The following is a 15,238-nucleotide window of genomic DNA, read 5'->3' as shown; positions in this document are numbered from 1 at the left end:
GAGGCCCAGACGGGGCAACGGTATGAAAGACTTTGACACGATCCCGAACCTGATGGCCGACATCGGTGCGTGCGCACGGGCGGCAACGGCCGCATTGGCCTCCGCGAGCGCTGAGCGTAAACATGCGGCCCTCATCGGCGCGGCTGAGCATTTGTGGGCGGACCGCGCTGAGGTGATTGCCGCCAATGTCCGCGACATGGAATTTGGCCGCGACAAAGGTCTGAGCGATGCGATGATGGACCGGCTGATGCTGGACGAGGATCGCATTCGCGGCATCTGTGACGGCTTGCGTGCTGTGGCCGAACAAGTCGATCCTGTGGGTCGCATCCTTGCGGAATGGGATCAACCATCGGGCCTGAACATCAAACGTGTCGCCACGCCGCTGGGTGTGATTGGGGTGATCTATGAAAGCCGGCCCAACGTTACCGCAGACGCCGGTGCCCTGTGCCTCAAGGCCGGCAATGCCGTGATCTTGCGCGGCGGCTCCGAAAGCTTCCATTCTTCGGGTGCGATCCACGCCGCAATGGTCAAGGGCCTGCGCGATGCGGGCCTGCCCGAGGATGCCATCCAACGCGTACCCACCCGTGACCGCGCCGCCGTTCAAGAAATGCTGACCATGGTCGATACAATCGACGTGATTGTGCCTCGTGGTGGTAAGGGCCTTGTCGGATTGGTCCAGCGAGAGGCCCGCGTGCCCGTGTTTGCCCACCTTGAGGGCATCTGTCACACCTACGTCAGCGCATCCGCTGATCCAGCGATGGCTGTTGAAATCGTGCTCAACGCCAAGACCCGGCGCACCGGCATTTGCGGCTCGCTTGAGACGGTGTTGATTGATCAGGCCTTTCACGCAAAACACGGCGCAATCGTGATCGAAGCCCTACGGGACGCAGGTGTTGATGTGCGCGCGGACGGTTCGCTGGCCGAGGTGCCCGGCATGACGCCTGCCACTGACGCGGACTTTGGGACAGAATTCCTCGACATGATCTGTGCTGCCAAACTTGTGGACGGTGTCGACGCCGCCATTGACCATATCCGCGCCTATAACTCGAACCATACCGACGCGATCATCACCGACGACGACGCCGAGGCCGCGCATTTCTTTGCGGAACTCGACAGTGCGATCCTGATGCGCAACGCCTCAACCCAATTCGCGGATGGTGGAGAGTTTGGCATGGGGGCCGAGATCGGGATCGCAACGGGCAAGATGCACGCACGTGGCCCCGTTGGCGCCGAGCAGTTGACCTCATTCCAATACCACGTCACTGGCGCCGGCACGACCCGGCCTTAAGGATCCAACACCATGACAAAACGCCCTAATCTCGTGCGCCGCACGGGCTTTCCCGACAGCGTGAGCCGCGCTGTTGTCACGCCGTTGCAGCCTTCCGTAGTCTATGCGTCCCCTGATATTGATACGCTGCACGCGCAATATGAGGGCCGTGCAACTGGCTATACCTATGGCCGTGAAGGCCACCCCAACGCGGATGTTCTGGCACAAAAAATCGACGCCATGGAAGGCGGCGAAGGTGGGATCATCCTCGGCTCTGGCATGGCGGCGGTGTCGGCGACCTTGATGGGGTTGCTGAGTGCCGGCGATCATATCATCGGCGGCAATCAGCTATACGGCCGCTCGCTGCGGATGCTGAACCAAGACCTGCCACGCTTTGGCATCACCACTGCGCTCGCGGACCCCACCGACGCACAAGCTTTTGCCGATGCTATTCGGCCCGAGACAAAGCTGATCCTAATCGAAGCGGTCTCTAACCCCACTTTGCGCGTCGCAGACATGGATGGGATCACCAAGCTCGCGAAGGAACGCGGGCTGATCCTTGTGGTCGACAACACATTTACCACGCCCGTCGGCTACCCGGCCTTTGCGGAGGGTGCAGATGTCGTGATCCACTCCGTGACCAAACTCATGGCGGGACACTCAGACGTGACCTTGGGCTATGTGCTGGCCCGTGACGCGGGTCATAGCAAGGCAATCTACGACACAGCGGTCACGTTCGGCTTTACGCCTTCGCCCTATGAATGTTGGCTTGCGGAACGTGGGCTCTATACGTTTGATCTGCGCTTCGACCGCGCCCAGGAAACCGCCATCAAACTGGCGGACTTTCTGGCGACGCATCCAGCAGTGGCTCAGGTCCTGTACCCCGGACGCACAGATCACCCCGATCACGCCCGTGCACAAACTGTCCTGAACGGGATGTGGGGCAACATGGTCAGCTTCAAGCTACATGGCGGCGAAGATGAGGCGAACCGCTTGGTCCGCGCGGCCCCGCAACTGGCCTTTGCCCCAACGCTCGGCGACGTTGGTACCACGCTCAGCCACCCGGCCAGCAGCTCGCATCGCGGCCTAACGGCAGAGGGGCGCGCCGCACTGGGCATCACGGACGGATTTTTCCGCGTCTCTGTTGGGATTGAGCCGTGGGATGTCCTGCAAGCGGATTTCGCCCAAGCGCTCAGCGCGGTCTAAACCTCGCGCAACTCCTGCGTGTTTTGGTTCAACTGAAACAGCTCAACGTTCAAGCCCGGCGCAGAGCGCGCAATTTCGCGCTGGACCAGTTTGACGTTGGGAAGCGCCTCACTGGCGATGATCAACATGCCGTCAAAGGCTTGCGTCGCCAGGTATTCAGCCAACTCAACGGCATCAAATGTCTTGGTGAGCAGGGGCGCCAGCACAGTATCCGCACGGCCATCGGCGATCACTTCAGGTGATAGATCCCGAAAGCTGTGATGTTCAACCTGGTCGTAGCTCGAATCCAAAATACGCCGCGGAAGTACCCCACGAAGCGCGTCGGGCAGTTCAACAGCGATTAGGCGGCGTGCGTTACGCCCCATCGGGCGGGACCCGGTCTGGTCGCGCGTGGTGCTTGTCATGCTTGTCCTCATGTGTTGAAGCTGGTCTGAACAGCTTCTTGAGTTCAATTAGCATAATGCTAACACAATATTCGCATTTTGGAAAGGCCCGTTGGCCTGTGCGGGGAAACGGCGGCAAAAGATGGATGATGCACGGCAGGGGCCGGATCTGATTGATGAAATAACAGGGGCGCTACCGGGGGCCGTGGTTTTGCTGGACAAGGCCGGGCGCGTGGCCCGGGCCAATCCGCCCGCACGGGCTTTGCTTGGCGATTGGGTGATTGGCCGATCGTATGTGAGCGTTCTGCGCCAACCCGAGGTTCTAAGCCCGATTGAAGCCGCGTTTTTTGACAGCAAAAGTGGTGAGGCAGAGTTTACGCATACTGAGGGTGCGGTCGATACACTGTACCGGGTCCGCATTCGTCCCTTGGCTGGCTTGGCCGGGGCAGGGCAGGTATTGCTCCACTTTGAAGATATATCAGAGCAAACCCAAGCGCTCAGCTTTCGTCGCGGGTTTGTGGCCAATGTCAGCCATGAGCTAAAAACACCGCTCACGGCGCTGTTGGGTTTCATTGAGACGCTGAATGGCCCTGCGCGCAACGACCCCGAGGCCCAAAGCCATTTTCTGAGCCTCATGTCGCGAGAGGCACGGCGGATGAACCGGCTCGTATCGGATTTGCTTTCACTGAGCCGGGTTGAGGCCGGGGAACGCACGCGACCAAAGCAACGCGAAGACCTTGTGTCGCTTGTACGCATCGCGTTGGAGCCGCTGAGCGAAATCGCCTCGGATGCAGGCGCGGTCATACGCACTGACCTACCCGCCGAGGCGATTGTACGCGCCGACGCGGATCAAGTGATCCAGATCGTGATGAACCTAACGGAAAACGCCATAAAATACGGCGGCGGACAGGTGAACGTTTCGCTGAGCCAGATCAGCTATGATGGCCAATTGCGCGGGCCTGCGTGGCAAATGTGTGTGCGTGATAACGGCCCGGGGATCGACCCTTTGCACGTGCCACGCTTGGCCGAACGATTCTACCGCGTCGACACACACAGATCGCGCGGGCAGGGCGGAACGGGACTTGGGCTGGCGATTGTGAAACACATTGCGCAACGTCACCGAGGGCGGCTCAAAATCGAGAGCGAAGTCGGAAAAGGCTCTGAATTTACCGTATTATTCCCGGTTGAACGTGACCAAGACGACCCGTCTTAGCCCAGAGTGTGGCCAAAAAAACCGCTCGCCCTTTCACTTTTGTAAAATTGATTTTGCGACTGTCATAAAACTGTTACCTGACCGTCACAAAAGCGCAGCACGGAGACATTAGGCAGTCCCCACAAGGCGGCATTAACGCTTTCTTGACTATGTAAACTCGAGACCCAATCCAGGGGGATAACATGTCTCTGAAGAAACTCACAGTTTCCGCGCTGGCAATCGCCGCCGTTTCCGCAACCGCAGCCTCGGCCCGTGACCAGGTCCAGGTTGCCGGCAGCTCGACCGTGCTTCCTTATGCATCCATTGTCGCCGAAGCCTTTGGCGAAAACTTTGACTTCCCAACACCCGTTGTAGAATCCGGCGGCTCCTCTGCTGGTCTGCGCCGCTTCTGCGAAGGCGTCGGCGAAAACACCATCGACATCGCAAACGCATCCCGCGCCATTCGCGAAAAAGAAGTCGCCGCCTGTGCCGAGAACGGCGTGACCGACATCGTCGAAGTCCGCATCGGTTATGACGGCATCGTCTTTGCTTCGCGCATCGAAGGCCCTGCCTACAATGCGTTTTCGCCATCCGATCTGTTCAACGCGCTCGGCGCCAAGGTGCTGGTCGACGGTCAGTTGGTTGATAACCCACACACTAAATGGTCCGATTTCAACGCTGATCTGCCCGACGCAGAAATCATCGGCTTTATCCCCGGCACAAACCACGGCACACGTGAAGTGTTTGAGGAAAAAGTGATCGCGGCTGGCTGTGAAGCCACCGGCGCGTTCCAAGCCATGATGGACGCTGGCATGTCCGAAGACGACGCTGAGGATGCGTGTCTCGCGACACGTTCGGACGGTCTGTCAGTCGACATCGCAGGCGACTACACCGAGACGCTGGCCCAATTGTCGGCAAATCCCAACGGGATCGGCGTGTTCGGCCTCGCGTTCTATGAGAACAACCAAGACACGCTGAAAGTCGCCACAATGGACGGGGTGATGCCTTCCACTGCGTCGATTTCCACCGGCGAATACCCCGTGTCGCGTCCCTTGTACTTCTACATCAAAGAAGCCCACATCGGCGTGATCCCCGGCCTCAAAGAGTTCGCTTCGTTCTTCGTTGCTGACGAACTTGCTGGCCCAGATGGTCCACTTGCCGAATACGGTCTTGTCTCTGACCCGGCCCTTGCCGAAACACAGGCTACTGTTGCTGGCGCAGGCAGCTAAGGTCGTCTAGACACCTCAACACCGAAGGGCGCAGCTTCTGCGCCCTTCATCACGCCGGGACTTGGGGTTTCGGTGACTTGTACTGCCGATAAGGACCGCACCATGCCTGTGATTTGGATTTTGACCCTGATCCTTGTGTTTTCGATCATCGGGTTTTTCCTCGGACGGTCCCGCGCAATGGCGTCGGCAGGGGGCGATATGCGCAGCCTGCATTCGCTGCCCAGCTATTACGGGTACAACTCGGCGCTATTCTTGGCGGTGCCATCGTTGATCCTGTTGGGGCTGTGGTTGATCCTTCAGCCAATCTACATCGAAAACCGGATTAGCGGCCTGTTGCCCGCAGCCGCAATTTCCGAAGACACCACCCGCTCATTGGTCATGTCCGACGTGCGCCGCGTGGCCGAGGGCCTGGACGTCGCCGTGGACCAAGGCGCGATGACCGCCGATGAGGCGCGCAACATCAGAACCGAATTCGTCGATGTGCGGGAGAGATTGGGCAGCGTCGGTGTGGCCCTCGGGTCCGAAGTTGACGCGCCCATTTTGAACGCTGCCCAACAATACCGCGAACTGTCGAGCACGATGAACATCGTGATGACAGTACTTGTCCTCGCGCTGGGGGCGGCGGGATTGACATTTTCCTACGTCCGCACAGACAAGGATTTTCGCGCCCGCAATGTCGTTGAAAGCGTGATCAAAGGCCTCTTGATCCTTGCGTCCACCATCGCGATCCTGACCACCGTTGGCATCGTGTTTTCGATGCTGTTCGAGACGCGCAATTTCTTCACCCAGTACAACTGGGTTGAGTTCTTCTTTGGCACAGTCTGGGACCCCAGCTTTTCGGGGCGCGGCGGCTTGTCCGAATTTGGTCTGATCCCGCTGTTGTGGGGCACGCTCTACATTTCGTTCATCGCGCTGTCGGTGGCGGTGCCCATTGGGCTATTCGCGGCGATCTATATGTCGGAATATGCCAGCCCCCGAATGCGGTCATTCGCCAAGCCCGTGATCGAGGTGCTGGCCGGTATCCCGACCATCGTTTACGGCCTCTTTGCCCTGATCACCGTCGGGCCCTTCCTGCGCGACTTCATCGCAGAACCTATGGGGCTCGGGTCGTCTTCTTCATCCGTAATGACCGCTGGTTTGGTCATGGGCATCATGTTGATCCCCTTTGTGTCGTCGCTGTCTGATGACATCATCAACGCGGTCCCCCAAGCCATGCGCGACGGGTCCTTCGGCCTTGGGGCCACCCATTCCGAGACGATCCGTCAGGTCGTCATTCCCGCAGCCTTGCCCGGCATTGTCGGGGCGATCCTACTGGCCACATCCCGCGCCATCGGTGAAACGATGATCGTGGTATTGGGGGCAGGGGCCGCGGCCAAACTGGACCTTAACCCATTTGAGGCCATGACCACCGTAACCGTAAAAATCGTCAGCCAGCTCACCGGCGATACGGATTTCTCTAGCCCAGAAACGCTTGTGGCCTTTGCTCTTGGCCTCACGCTTTTTGTCATGACATTGGGTCTGAATGTGCTGGCCCTCTACATTGTTCGTAAATACCGGGAGCAGTACGAATGAGCGACGCAACCGCCCACAGCACCCCCGCCACGCCACCTGCCTCGTCGCTGTTTAAGCAAGACGACCGGGTCAAGCGCCGCAATGCTGCCGAAAAACGCTTCAAAGCCTACGGCCTAGCCGCGATTGGCGTTGGCGTGACGATGCTGATCATTCTGGTGTCATCGGTCCTTAGCCAAGGCCTCAGCTCGTTCCGGCAGACATTTGTAACCCTGCCGGTTACAATCACGCAGGCGGAGTTTGAGGCGGCCGAAGCTTCAATGCTCAAGACCGGCAAATACAAAAAGCTCATCCAGCGCGGGCTGGAACAGCGGCTGGCCACGGCTGAGTTAAGCGACGTTGTGGCGATCAAAGACGCGATGGGCCTGTTGTCGGGGCAGGCGCCTGCAGATCTGCGGGTTGCGGCCTTAAGCAACCAAACATGGCCACTGCGCCAAGAGTTTCGGTTTCTCGCCAACGGGCGCGTCGATGGCTATTTCAAAGGCCGCGTCACCATGGAAATCGCAGAGCGCGACAGCCGTATCTCGCCTGAGCAGTTGCAACTGTCGCAACAACTCGCGGATGCAGGCATCATGGAGACCCGCTTTAACCGTGGCTTCCTGACCCGCACCGACGGCTCTCCAACGCGGCCAGAGGCTGCCGGCCTTGGCGTGGCCTTCTTAGGCTCACTCTACATGATGATGGTGGTGCTGGCTTTGGCCCTGCCCATCGGGGTCGCCACGTCGATCTATCTTGAGGAATTTGCACCCAAGAACCGCTGGACCGACCTGATTGAGGTCAACATCTCGAACCTCGCGGCGGTGCCATCCATCGTGTTCGGGATTTTGGGTCTGGCGATCTTTATCAACTTTGCAGGCCTGCCACAGTCGGCCCCGTTGGTCGGCGGCTTGGTCCTGACGCTGATGACACTGCCCACGATCATTATCGCCACACGTGCATCGCTCAAGTCCGTGCCACCGTCCATTCGGGACGCGGCTCTTGGACTTGGCGCCTCCAAAATGCAGACCGTGTTCCACCACGTCTTGCCCTTGGCCGCACCCGGAATCCTGACCGGCACGATCATCGGCCTTGCACAAGCGCTGGGTGAAACTGCCCCCTTGCTGCTGATCGGCATGGTGGCACTGGTACAAAACTACCCCTCAGCCCCACCTGCGGGTCTTGAGGACCCGGCCACGGCCCTGCCAGTGCAGGTCTATATCTGGACCACTCGGTCCGATCCGGCCTTCGTGGAAAGAGCCTCGGGCGCGATTATCGTTCTGCTGGCTTTCCTCCTGATCATGAACATCGCGGCCATTTTGTTGCGTCGCCGGTTTGAACGCCGCTGGTAAGAGGGTATGGATATGAATGACATGCGATTGACGGAGAGAGCTGTGGACACCAACCAGCTAAAGATTACAGCGCGCGACGTGCAGGTCTTTTATGGCGACAACCACGCCATCAAGGACGTGACGGTCGATATCCAAGACAAAACGGTCACCGCGTTCATCGGCCCATCTGGCTGTGGTAAATCGACGTTTCTGCGCTGCCTGAACCGGATGAACGACACGATTGATATCTGCCGGGTTGAGGGCAAGATCCTTCTGGATGATGAAGATATCTACGACAAACGAGTCGATCCAGTGCAGTTGCGCGCCAAGGTAGGGATGGTCTTTCAAAAGCCCAACCCATTCCCCAAATCGATCTATGACAATGTGGCTTATGGCCCAAAAATTCATGGGCTCGCTCGGTCCAAAACTGAGTTGGACGAAATTGTCGAAACATCCCTGCGTCGTGCCGCCTTGTGGGATGAGGTCAAAGATCGCCTGACCGCGCCGGGCACCGGATTGTCCGGCGGCCAGCAGCAGCGGCTGTGCATTGCACGTGCCGTGGCGACCTCGCCTGAGGTGTTGTTGATGGATGAGCCATGCTCAGCACTCGACCCAATCGCGACGGCTCAGGTCGAAGAATTGATCGACGATCTCCGCTCTCGGTTTTCGGTCGTGATCGTGACTCACTCGATGCAGCAGGCCGCGCGCGTCAGCCAAAAAACCGCGTTTTTCCACTTGGGCAATCTGGTCGAATTTGACGATACCACCAAGATTTTTACCAACCCAGAAGACCCGCGCACCGAAAGCTATATCACAGGCCGCATCGGCTAACTGCCAAGGCAAAGAAAGCACTTTAGATGGTTGAACAAGAACATATTGCATCCGTTTTTGATCGTGATCTCGAAGCCATTCAGGCGATGATCATGAAGATGGGCGGGTTGGTTGAGCAAAGCATCGACCAGTCGATTACGGCATTGGTGAACCGCGACAGTGAGCTGGCATTGGCCGTACGCGCTGCCGACAAAACCATTGACGCACTAGAAGAGCAGGTCTCCACAGAGGCCGCGCGTGTCATCGCGCTACGCGCGCCCCAAGCGTCTGACCTGCGCACGGTTTTGTCAGTGTTTCGGATTGCCGCCAACCTTGAGCGGATCGGTGATTATTCCAAGAACATCGCGCGCCGCACCGGCGTTGTACTGGAACACGACCGGATCGATGGCTCATCCGAAGCGCTGCGCCGCATGGCCCGTTCGGTTGAAATGATGCTCAAGGATGTGCTGGATGCCTACATTCAACGCGACCCAGATCTGGCCCTTGATGTGCGCGCGCGCGACCATGATGTGGACCAAATGTACGACGCGCTGTTCCGTAACTATCTGACCCACATGATGGAAGATCCGCGCAACATCACCGTTTGTATGCATTTGCATTTCATGGCCAAAAACGTTGAGCGTATGGGGGACCACGTGACGTCCATCGCCGAACAGGTCGTGTATCTAGTCACGGGTGATGTCCCCGACGAAGAACGTAGCAAAATGTCGAGCGTGTCCCCCGACGCGCCCACCACATAAGCTTGGGGCCCCGCCATGTCACGCGATCCAATGGTCTTGGTGGTTGAGGACGAACCCTCTCAGCGCGAAGTGTTGAGCTACAATTTGAAGGCCGAAGGGTATCAATTGCTCACGGCCGAAGCCGGGGACGAGGCATTGACCCTGGCGCGCGAAGAAGAGCCGGACCTGATCTTGCTCGACTGGATGTTGCCCGAGGTCTCGGGGATTGAGGTCTGTCGCCAGCTTAAGGCAAAGCCATCCACAGCGCGCATTCCGGTTATCATGTTGTCCGCCCGGTCCGAGGAAGTCGACCGCGTGCGTGGCTTAGAAACCGGGGCGGACGATTACATGGTCAAGCCTTACTCTGTGGTTGAACTGATGGCGCGTATTCGCACCCAGTTGCGCCGCACACGGCCCGCCGCCCTTGGCGAGGAACTCTCGTTCGAGGACATTCGCATGGACGTGGGCGAACATCGCGTATACCGCGCCGAGATGCCTGTGGACCTTGGGCCAACCGAATTCCGGCTTTTGTCTGCGTTCATGGAACGGCCCGGCCGGGTTTGGTCGCGCGATCAACTCTTGGACCGGGTGTGGGGGCGGGACATCTATGTCGACAGCCGCACCGTGGATGTTCATGTGGGTCGACTGCGCAAAGCGTTGCGTAACGCTACAAAAACCGAAGATCCCATTCGGACGGTGCGCGGCGCAGGATACGCGCTGGGGTAGGGCGGTCTATCGCAACCCAATGTCTTGCTTGGGCGGCGCCAACGTGCCGCGCATGATGAACTCGGTTTGCAGTTCTGGATTGGGCGGCGGTGTTTCCCCCGCAATCTTTGCCAAAAGTTGCTCAGCCGCCTGTCGTCCCATTTCACTTTGTGGAACACGCACCGTCGTCAGCCCCGGATGAACTGCGCGGGCCAGCCCGATATCGTCAAACCCCACAATCGAAATATCACCGGGAATATCGAGGCCCATCTCACGGGCTTGGATCATCGCACCCGCGGCCAAAACATCGTTACCGCAGATGATCGCTGTGGGATGTGGGCGGGTCGAATAGGCTTTGACAAAGGCCTCCGCACCCATTTGCAAAAGGTATTTCGCCTCTGTCACTGACAGCAGCGCCGCACCGCGCCCGTGATCCGAAATTGCCCGGCGCACGCCATCCAAACGCGCTTGCGCGCGATCATTTGAGGCACATTCCCCGCTGATCATCGCGATGCGCCGATGGCCCTGAACCAACACACGCTGGGTCGCATCATAGGCGGCGGCTGCGTTGTCAAAGCCGACACAGGTTTGATCGCTATCAGCATGGGCGCACCAGCCCAACACATGGGGCACCCCATGCTTTTCGATAAAATCCAGCGTTGTCCAAGGACGATCCGCCCCAACCAACAACAAGCCCGCGGCCCCATGCGCAAGAAGTTGGCGCACTTGATAAAGCTCTTTTTCCGGATCAAAATCTGTGGTGGCGATTAATAGGGTGATGCCGTTTTCATCAAGGACTTCTTGAAACGCTTGCACACCACTCGCAAAGATCGCGTTTGATAGGGTCGGGATCACGGCCCCAACCGTGCCAGTCCTGTTGGACGCCAGCACGCGTGCGCCAAAATTCGGTGTATAGCCGAGATCTAGAATGGCTGCGTTGATCTTGGCCCGGGTATCAGCCGCCACTTTGTCCGGATCATTCAGAGCCCTTGAAATGGTGGCAGAAGAGACGCCCGCACGCTCGGCTACATCTTTGAGAGTTGCTTTGGCGTTGCTCATGACGGGCTCCCGTTTTTCTCCGTGCCCTAACATAGTTCAAATGTAAGCGCTTGCATAGATCCAATGTAAGCGCTTACATTGAGTGCAAGGCGGAGCTTACGATTCGCATTCCGATCTCTAGGTCTTTAGAAAACGAGGCGCTCATGACGCGGGAATACCTGAAAAAAGCAACCAAAACGGCTCAAACCGATGCAAGTGATGTGCGCGCAACGGTGATGGGTATCCTTGATGACATTCAGTCCGGTGGCGACGAGGCGGCTTTGCGCTATGCCGCCAAGTTTGATCAATGGGACGGTCCCGTCATGCTCACGGAGGAGGACATTGCAGCAGCTGCCGCAAAGGTTCCCCAGCAGCTGAAAGATGACATCGCATTTGCACACAACAATGTGCGCAACTTTGCCGAAGCACAAAAAACCACAATGACCGACGTCACACTTGAGGTGGTTCCAGGGTTGGTCGCAGGTCAAAAAGTGATCCCGGTGCAGGCCGCTGGCTGTTACGTGCCCGGCGGGCGCTATAGCCATGTCGCCAGCGCAATCATGACCGTGACAACCGCCAAAGTCGCTGGTTGCAAGCACATCACCGTCTGCTCCCCGCCCAAGGCGGGGGAGGGCGTGCACCCCGCAATCGTCTACGCGGCCCACCTGTGTGGAGCGGACAAAATCCTATCGATGGGTGGCGTTCAGGGTGTAGCTGCAATGACTTACGGTCTCTTCGGCTTGCCTGAGGCTGACATTCTCGTGGGGCCCGGCAACCAGTTCGTGGCCGAAGCCAAACGCATTTTGTTTGGTCGTGTTGGCATCGATATGGTGGCCGGCCCGACCGACAGCCTAATCCTCGCTGATAAAACCGCAGACGCATTCCTTGTCGCGACTGACCTCGTGAGCCAAGCCGAGCATGGCTACAACTCACCCGTTTGGTTGGTCACGGACGACCGCGATTTGGCGGAAACAGTCATGACGATGGTCCCGAAACTAATCGAGGACCTGCCTGAATTGAACCGTGCCAACGCGGAGGCCGCATGGCGCGACTATGCCGAGGTCATCATCTGCGCAGACCGCGCAGAAATGGCGGCAACGTCCGACGAATACGCGCCCGAGCACTTGACGGTGATGGCCGACGATCTTGATTGGTGGCTCGACACGCTCAGCTGCTATGGCTCACTGTTTTTGGGCGAAGAAACGACCGTATCATTCGGCGACAAAGCGTCTGGCACCAACCACGTTTTGCCAACCTCACGTGCTGCGAAGTACACCGGCGGCTTGTCGGTTCACAAGTTCATGAAAATCGTAACATGGCAGCGCGCCACACGAGACGGGTGCAAGCCAGTGGCCGAAGCAACAGCGCGTATTTCACGGCTGGAAGGTATGGAAGGCCACGCCCGCGCTGCGGATGCACGTCTGGCCAAGTTCTTTCCCGGTGAGAACTTCAACCTGACGGCGGCTGAATAATCATGGCACCTGGCCTTTGGAACATCGCCGGAAAGGTGGCTTGTGTAACGGGGGCCAGCAGTGGCTTGGGACGGTCTGCCGCGACGGCGTTGGCCTTTGCTGGATGCAAGGTCGTAGGTGTCGCACGGCGCGGTGATGCGTTGAAGGAGTGGCAGGCCGATGTCGGTGGCAGAACTGCCTGCGTGACGGCTGATCTCGGAGATCGCTCTAGTTTAAGCGATACATTATCTGCGGTACGCAAGCCCTTTGGTGACATAGATATCCTAATCAACGCTGCAGGCATAAACACACGAATGCCTGCGGACACCATCAGTCACGAAGACTGGGATCGTACGCTGGAATTGAACCTAAATGCGCCGTTCTTTTTGGCGCAGGGCCTGATGCCCGGAATGAAGAAAAACGGATGGGGCCGGATCGTGAATTTTGCCTCGTTGCAGTCTGAGCGTGCGATGCCAAATGGTATCAGCTACGGCGCGTCCAAGGGCGGGATAGCACAGGTCACACGCGCAATGGCGGAGGCATGGTCGGGCTACGGGATCACTGCAAACGCACTTGCCCCTGGTTTTTTCCGTACCGAACTGACTGGACCTGTTTTCGAGGACGAGGGGCTTTCACAAAAGCTTGCGGATCAGACATGCATCGGCCGAAACGGTGAGCCTGCTGATCTAGACGGTCCGCTGCTCTTTTTCTGTTCCGACGCGAGTGCGTATGTCACGGGGCAGGTGCTTTATGTGGATGGGGGGTTCACGGCGAAATGAAGGCTTTGGTTTACACAGGCGTGGAAGCGCTTTCATACATGGATGTGCCTGACCCGATCCCGGGTGAGGGCGAGGTTTTGGTCAAAATTCAAGCTTCCGGGATTTGCGGATCAGACATGCATGCGTTTCTTGGTCATGACGCGCGGCGTCCTGCACCCCTGATCCTTGGTCACGAAGCGGCAGGGACCATTACTGGCGGCGCACGCGACGGCGAGCGCGTCACGATTAACCCATTGATGGCATGTGGTGATTGCCTTGACTGCACGCGAGGGCATACGAACCTTTGCGCCCATCGACAGATCATATCCATGACACCGCGCGAAGGCGCTTTTGCGGATTACGTTGCGATCCCAGCACATAATCTGGTCACCGTGCCTGATCACGTTCCCTTTGAGCACGCAGCCCTTGCTGAGCCGCTGGCGTGTGGTTGGCAAGGCGCGCGTCAAGCATTGCATGGGTTTACCCAGCCAGTTGCGGAACTGTCTGCTTTGGTTTTGGGCGGCGGAGCAATTGGCGTTGGAGCGGCGCTATCTCTCAAGGCGCAAGGCGTTGAAAACGTATCAATTCTGGAACCGAACCCAATCCGACGCGATCGGCTGAACAGTCTTGATGGCATCACCATACTAAGCGTCGAAGAAACACCTGATGAAGGCACCGCTGATATCGTTGTTGACGCCGTTGGTTACGCTGCCACCCGCGTCACAGCCAGCCGGTGCGCGGCCCGCGGCGGCGCGATCGTCCACATCGGGCTGGGAGAAGACGAAGGCGGTCTTGATATCCGCCGCATGACGCTTCTCGGGATCCGGTTTCTGGGCATCTACACCTATACAACTGAAGATTTCAATGCCACAGCGCAGGCGATCTTTGATGGCCGCATGGGACGGTTGGATTGGATCGATATGCGTCCGCTTTCACAGGGTGCAAGTGCTTTCACTGATATCCGCGCGGGCGCGACCTCTGCTGCGAAAATTATCCTTAACCCTACATCCGGCTCGGTTTGAGCCATCACCCTCAAGGAGTATAAGCCCTTGTCAATAAGCAAGAAAATCGTTGACGATTTCGTCGCAAACGATGTGTCCTTTATCACGACTGTTCCGTGCAAACAGCTCGGCGGTGTTATCGAAGAGTGCGAAGCGCGCCCCGAGATTTATCACATCCCGTCGAACAAAGAAGACGAAGGCATGGGCCTGTGCGCAGGCGCATTTATGGGCGGCAAACGCCCTGCGATCATCATGCAGAACACCGCAATCGGCGTGACAATCAACACGCTCGTGACGCTTACACAGTTCTACCGGATGCCTTTGCCGATGCTGATTTCGTACCGGGGAGAGCTGAAAGAGCCCGTGGCCTGCCAAGCAGAAATGGCCGTTCATACCAAAGCCTTGCTGGCCCAGTTGAACATCCCGACATACCATTTCCACAAGGAATCCGACGTCGAAGAGTTCGATGCGATCCTGAAATACACCTTCATGTGCAACAAACCCGTCGCGATCCTGACTGATGCGACGTTCTGGGGAGGTTACTGATATGATCCGCTCTGAAATTCTGCGCGAAATCGCACC

The 15,238-nt window shown here is 58.1% G+C and carries 15 protein-coding genes; 13 read left to right on the top strand and 2 right to left on the bottom strand.

Going from position 1 to position 15,238, the window contains the following annotated elements:
- The first annotated feature begins 22 nt into the window (after nucleotides 1-22).
- A complete protein-coding gene (locus AC4GMC_RS05330) occupies nucleotides 23-1,288 on the top strand; it encodes a glutamate-5-semialdehyde dehydrogenase (RefSeq protein WP_487876458.1) in 1,266 nt (421 codons plus the stop codon).
- Between the two features lie 12 nt (nucleotides 1,289-1,300).
- Nucleotides 1,301-2,473, top strand: a complete 1,173-nt coding sequence (locus AC4GMC_RS05325; RefSeq protein WP_487876459.1) for a trans-sulfuration enzyme family protein — start codon at nucleotides 1,301-1,303, stop codon at nucleotides 2,471-2,473.
- Here AC4GMC_RS05325 and AC4GMC_RS05320 read toward each other — a convergent pair.
- Nucleotides 2,470-2,877 (bottom strand): hypothetical protein, encoded by a 408-nt coding sequence (locus AC4GMC_RS05320; protein ID WP_487879295.1) that lies wholly within the window; start codon nucleotides 2,875-2,877, stop codon nucleotides 2,470-2,472. The genes AC4GMC_RS05325 and AC4GMC_RS05320 overlap by 4 nt on opposite strands.
- A gap of 121 nt (nucleotides 2,878-2,998) precedes the next feature.
- On the opposite strand from AC4GMC_RS05320, the gene AC4GMC_RS05315 reads away from it, so the two are divergent.
- The 7 genes from AC4GMC_RS05315 to phoB all read left to right on the top strand — a co-directional run bounded on the left by AC4GMC_RS05315 (nucleotide 2,999) and on the right by phoB (nucleotide 10,429).
- Nucleotides 2,999-4,069 carry an ATP-binding protein gene (locus tag AC4GMC_RS05315; protein WP_487875759.1) on the top strand — a complete coding sequence of 357 codons (1,071 nt, stop codon included), beginning with the start codon at nucleotides 2,999-3,001 and terminating at the stop codon, nucleotides 4,067-4,069.
- A gap of 182 nt (nucleotides 4,070-4,251) precedes the next feature.
- Nucleotides 4,252-5,277 carry a substrate-binding domain-containing protein gene (locus tag AC4GMC_RS05310; RefSeq protein ID WP_487875760.1) on the top strand — a complete coding sequence of 342 codons (1,026 nt, stop codon included), beginning with the start codon at nucleotides 4,252-4,254 and terminating at the stop codon, nucleotides 5,275-5,277.
- Between the two features lie 102 nt (nucleotides 5,278-5,379).
- The gene (gene pstC / locus AC4GMC_RS05305) at nucleotides 5,380-6,849 is read left to right on the top strand and encodes a phosphate ABC transporter permease subunit PstC (protein ID WP_487875761.1); all 1,470 of its coding nucleotides are present in this window, start codon (nucleotides 5,380-5,382) and stop codon (nucleotides 6,847-6,849) included.
- Entirely contained in the window at nucleotides 6,846-8,174 is a 1,329-nt protein-coding gene (gene pstA / locus AC4GMC_RS05300; protein ID WP_487875762.1) for a phosphate ABC transporter permease PstA, read from the top strand. The genes pstC and pstA overlap by 4 nt, the downstream gene beginning before the upstream one ends.
- Nucleotides 8,175-8,186: 12 nt before the next feature.
- Nucleotides 8,187-8,984, top strand: a complete 798-nt coding sequence (pstB, locus tag AC4GMC_RS05295; RefSeq protein WP_038002936.1) for a phosphate ABC transporter ATP-binding protein PstB — start codon at nucleotides 8,187-8,189, stop codon at nucleotides 8,982-8,984.
- Between the two features lie 26 nt (nucleotides 8,985-9,010).
- Complete coding sequence (phoU, locus tag AC4GMC_RS05290) at nucleotides 9,011-9,724, top strand: phosphate signaling complex protein PhoU (protein ID WP_487875763.1); 714 nt, start codon at nucleotides 9,011-9,013, stop codon at nucleotides 9,722-9,724.
- A 15-nt stretch (nucleotides 9,725-9,739) separates the two neighbouring features.
- Nucleotides 9,740-10,429: a phosphate regulon transcriptional regulator PhoB gene (phoB, locus tag AC4GMC_RS05285; RefSeq protein ID WP_487875764.1), complete on the top strand. Its 690-nt coding sequence runs from the start codon at nucleotides 9,740-9,742 to the stop codon at nucleotides 10,427-10,429.
- A gap of 6 nt (nucleotides 10,430-10,435) precedes the next feature.
- Here phoB and AC4GMC_RS05280 read toward each other — a convergent pair whose 3' ends face one another.
- A complete protein-coding gene (locus AC4GMC_RS05280; RefSeq protein ID WP_487875765.1) occupies nucleotides 10,436-11,467 on the bottom strand; it encodes a LacI family DNA-binding transcriptional regulator in 1,032 nt (343 codons plus the stop codon).
- 143 nt (nucleotides 11,468-11,610) lie between these two features.
- Between AC4GMC_RS05280 and hisD the strand changes: the two genes are divergently transcribed.
- From hisD to AC4GMC_RS05260, 4 genes are read left to right on the top strand one after another with little or no spacing between them, the layout of a single operon-like run.
- Nucleotides 11,611-12,918 (top strand): histidinol dehydrogenase, encoded by a 1,308-nt coding sequence (gene hisD / locus AC4GMC_RS05275; RefSeq protein ID WP_487875766.1) that lies wholly within the window; start codon nucleotides 11,611-11,613, stop codon nucleotides 12,916-12,918.
- Between the two features lie 2 nt (nucleotides 12,919-12,920).
- Nucleotides 12,921-13,676 (top strand): SDR family NAD(P)-dependent oxidoreductase, encoded by a 756-nt coding sequence (locus tag AC4GMC_RS05270; RefSeq protein WP_487875767.1) that lies wholly within the window; start codon nucleotides 12,921-12,923, stop codon nucleotides 13,674-13,676.
- Complete coding sequence (locus AC4GMC_RS05265) at nucleotides 13,673-14,677, top strand: zinc-dependent alcohol dehydrogenase (RefSeq protein WP_487875768.1); 1,005 nt, start codon at nucleotides 13,673-13,675, stop codon at nucleotides 14,675-14,677. The genes AC4GMC_RS05270 and AC4GMC_RS05265 overlap by 4 nt, the downstream gene beginning before the upstream one ends.
- A gap of 27 nt (nucleotides 14,678-14,704) precedes the next feature.
- Complete coding sequence (locus tag AC4GMC_RS05260; RefSeq protein ID WP_038002918.1) at nucleotides 14,705-15,202, top strand: decarboxylase; 498 nt, start codon at nucleotides 14,705-14,707, stop codon at nucleotides 15,200-15,202.
- Nucleotides 15,203-15,238 lie beyond the last annotated feature (36 nt).

The organism is Thalassobacter sp. (genome assembly GCF_982993085.1).
The sequence above is the reverse complement of the archived record's forward strand: the minus strand, read 5'-3'. Positions and strand labels throughout refer to the sequence as shown.

Bases quoted from the DNA above. Each gene is read 5' to 3' on its own strand.
- AC4GMC_RS05330 (WP_487876458.1), top strand. From the start codon at position 23: ATGAAAGACTTTGACACGATCCCGAACCTGATGGCCGACATCGGTGCG.
- AC4GMC_RS05325 (WP_487876459.1), top strand. From the start codon at position 1,301: ATGACAAAACGCCCTAATCTCGTGCGCCGCACGGGCTTTCCCGACAGC.
- AC4GMC_RS05320 (WP_487879295.1), bottom strand. From the start codon at position 2,877: ATGACAAGCACCACGCGCGACCAGACCGGGTCCCGCCCGATGGGGCGT.
- AC4GMC_RS05315 (WP_487875759.1), top strand. From the start codon at position 2,999: ATGGATGATGCACGGCAGGGGCCGGATCTGATTGATGAAATAACAGGG.
- AC4GMC_RS05310 (WP_487875760.1), top strand. From the start codon at position 4,252: ATGTCTCTGAAGAAACTCACAGTTTCCGCGCTGGCAATCGCCGCCGTT.
- pstC (WP_487875761.1), top strand. From the start codon at position 5,380: ATGCCTGTGATTTGGATTTTGACCCTGATCCTTGTGTTTTCGATCATC.
- pstA (WP_487875762.1), top strand. From the start codon at position 6,846: ATGAGCGACGCAACCGCCCACAGCACCCCCGCCACGCCACCTGCCTCG.
- pstB (WP_038002936.1), top strand. From the start codon at position 8,187: ATGAATGACATGCGATTGACGGAGAGAGCTGTGGACACCAACCAGCTA.
- phoU (WP_487875763.1), top strand. From the start codon at position 9,011: ATGGTTGAACAAGAACATATTGCATCCGTTTTTGATCGTGATCTCGAA.
- phoB (WP_487875764.1), top strand. From the start codon at position 9,740: ATGTCACGCGATCCAATGGTCTTGGTGGTTGAGGACGAACCCTCTCAG.
- AC4GMC_RS05280 (WP_487875765.1), bottom strand. From the start codon at position 11,467: ATGAGCAACGCCAAAGCAACTCTCAAAGATGTAGCCGAGCGTGCGGGC.
- hisD (WP_487875766.1), top strand. From the start codon at position 11,611: ATGACGCGGGAATACCTGAAAAAAGCAACCAAAACGGCTCAAACCGAT.
- AC4GMC_RS05270 (WP_487875767.1), top strand. From the start codon at position 12,921: ATGGCACCTGGCCTTTGGAACATCGCCGGAAAGGTGGCTTGTGTAACG.
- AC4GMC_RS05265 (WP_487875768.1), top strand. From the start codon at position 13,673: ATGAAGGCTTTGGTTTACACAGGCGTGGAAGCGCTTTCATACATGGAT.